Here is a 1688-nt window from a genome sequence, read left to right as displayed (position 1 = left end):
TGGTCGGAGTGAGAGGATTCGAACCTCCGACCCCCACAACCCCATTTTATAGATATTCATACATAACTTATTGATTTAACAATATTTTTATATATTTTATGCAGAATGATTACAAATATAAAACACATGAATATCAATAGGTTAAATGGTGGTTTTGCCAAAAAGTATACAGCTAGCATTGTATATCATAATGGGTAAGAGGAGTGTTCATGAAGATTTAAGCTGTTTAACACAAGACTAGTTTGCACAACCAAACTTCAAACTTAGTCGCTAGTTAAGTTTTGTGACTGCGCACTGACATCCCATATTTCAGTTTTCATCAATGAAGCTATGGCTCTACATGCAAGCAAAGTATTTACATTCAATTTCATTTTCTGTGTACTAGTTTCCTGGGATAAGGAAGTCATATCTTTAAACACAAACTGAATCGGGGCCAAACTCCACCAGTCAATATTTTCCTGAGAGCTTACGGAAACCCACTCAAATTCTTTACCTTCACTTGATTTACTGTTAATAAATTTGTTCGCAAGATACATCCTATTTTCAAACTTCAGTTCTATTGCCCTTAAATGCGTACCTCCCGAAACCTCCTTTGAAGCAGTCACAGGGGATCCATTAACACATACAAGAACTATTTGATTAAAAAACTCAACTTGCTCCTTAAGGTCATTAATTAGTTGGTATGACCACTTTTGTCTGTATTTAACTTCGACTAAATGGGACACGGTTTGATCCCTATTCATCACTACCAAATCAGGTAGTTTCCTTAAGGTATTAGCGAAGGACAACTTCATATATTGTTCACGACTAAGACATAAGACCTCTCTAATAAGGTGCTCGATACCACTATCAATCACTCGATAACCTTCATCTACTAATAAAGACTTAACTATCGCTTCAGTGATATCTCCCTTGATTCTGGATTCGAAGCTCATGCCATCTTCATTATTCATATCTCTACGCAATCCTTCTTGAGAATGTCATGTTAAAGCGTGTTCCCTCGGAAGCTATGTGTACTTAAATTTTCAATCACCGAGAGGACTCAATTGATATCATGAGCCTCAAGGATTATTAATTTAAGAAATGATTGAACCAAGCTAATTGATCTCCAAACCACAGACCAAACAAAAATTTAAAGTAGGCAACAAACAATACCGGAATTGCAACAATACACAATATTGAGACAAAAATAGTGATCGTTTTTTTCTTATTGTCAGAATACTTAGAACTTTTCCTAATCCAAATTAGATACTCTGCTACTAGTTCAAGTAACGCGGTATGTGGTAAAGGATACAACTTCGGACTCATATACAACCCCAAGCCATAGATTAACCATATAAATCCAGTGAGAGGGAAAATTAAACCAGAACCGTATATAACAATCCATATGGGTGATTGAAATGCAAGCTCTATTATATTTTTTGGAACTCTATATGGATGAGATTTCCAGTCCATAGCCACCCTTTACTTATCAAAATATTATCAGACCTATAACATATAATAAACCAATAACAGGTAAGTGAAATCTACTGAATTACGCTAGATATAATTTCACATTAAGAAATGTACCTCATACCTCTACCCGTCTTAACTAACAAGCTATTACAGCAATTAATTACCCAAAATAACTTTTCGCAAAATTTTTATGACGCAAAACCCGCAGGGGGCGAGGACGAGTGCGTTTTTCC

At 35.5% G+C, this 1688-nt stretch carries 2 protein-coding genes; both read right to left on the bottom strand.

Annotated elements, in window-relative coordinates; all coding sequences use genetic code 11:
- Positions 1-263: 263 nt before the first annotated feature.
- Positions 264-953 carry a hypothetical protein gene (locus F607_RS0126785; RefSeq protein WP_027710436.1) on the bottom strand — a complete coding sequence of 230 codons (690 nt, stop codon included), beginning with the start codon at positions 951-953 and terminating at the stop codon, positions 264-266.
- Between the two features lie 118 nt (positions 954-1071).
- Positions 1072-1455: a hypothetical protein gene (locus F607_RS0126780; protein ID WP_027710435.1), complete on the bottom strand. Its 384-nt coding sequence runs from the start codon at positions 1453-1455 to the stop codon at positions 1072-1074.
- Positions 1456-1688 lie beyond the last annotated feature (233 nt).

This window comes from Zooshikella ganghwensis DSM 15267, assembly GCF_000428585.1.
GTDB classification, from domain to species: Bacteria; Pseudomonadota; Gammaproteobacteria; order Pseudomonadales; family Zooshikellaceae; genus Zooshikella; species Zooshikella ganghwensis.
This window is presented reverse-complemented; position numbering and strand designations above follow the sequence as displayed.

Excerpts from the sequence above, each read along its gene's own strand:
- F607_RS0126785 (WP_027710436.1), bottom strand. The coding sequence starts at position 953 with ATGAATAATGAAGATGGCATGAGCTTCGAATCCAGAATCAAGGGAGAT.
- F607_RS0126780 (WP_027710435.1), bottom strand. The coding sequence starts at position 1,455 with ATGGACTGGAAATCTCATCCATATAGAGTTCCAAAAAATATAATAGAG.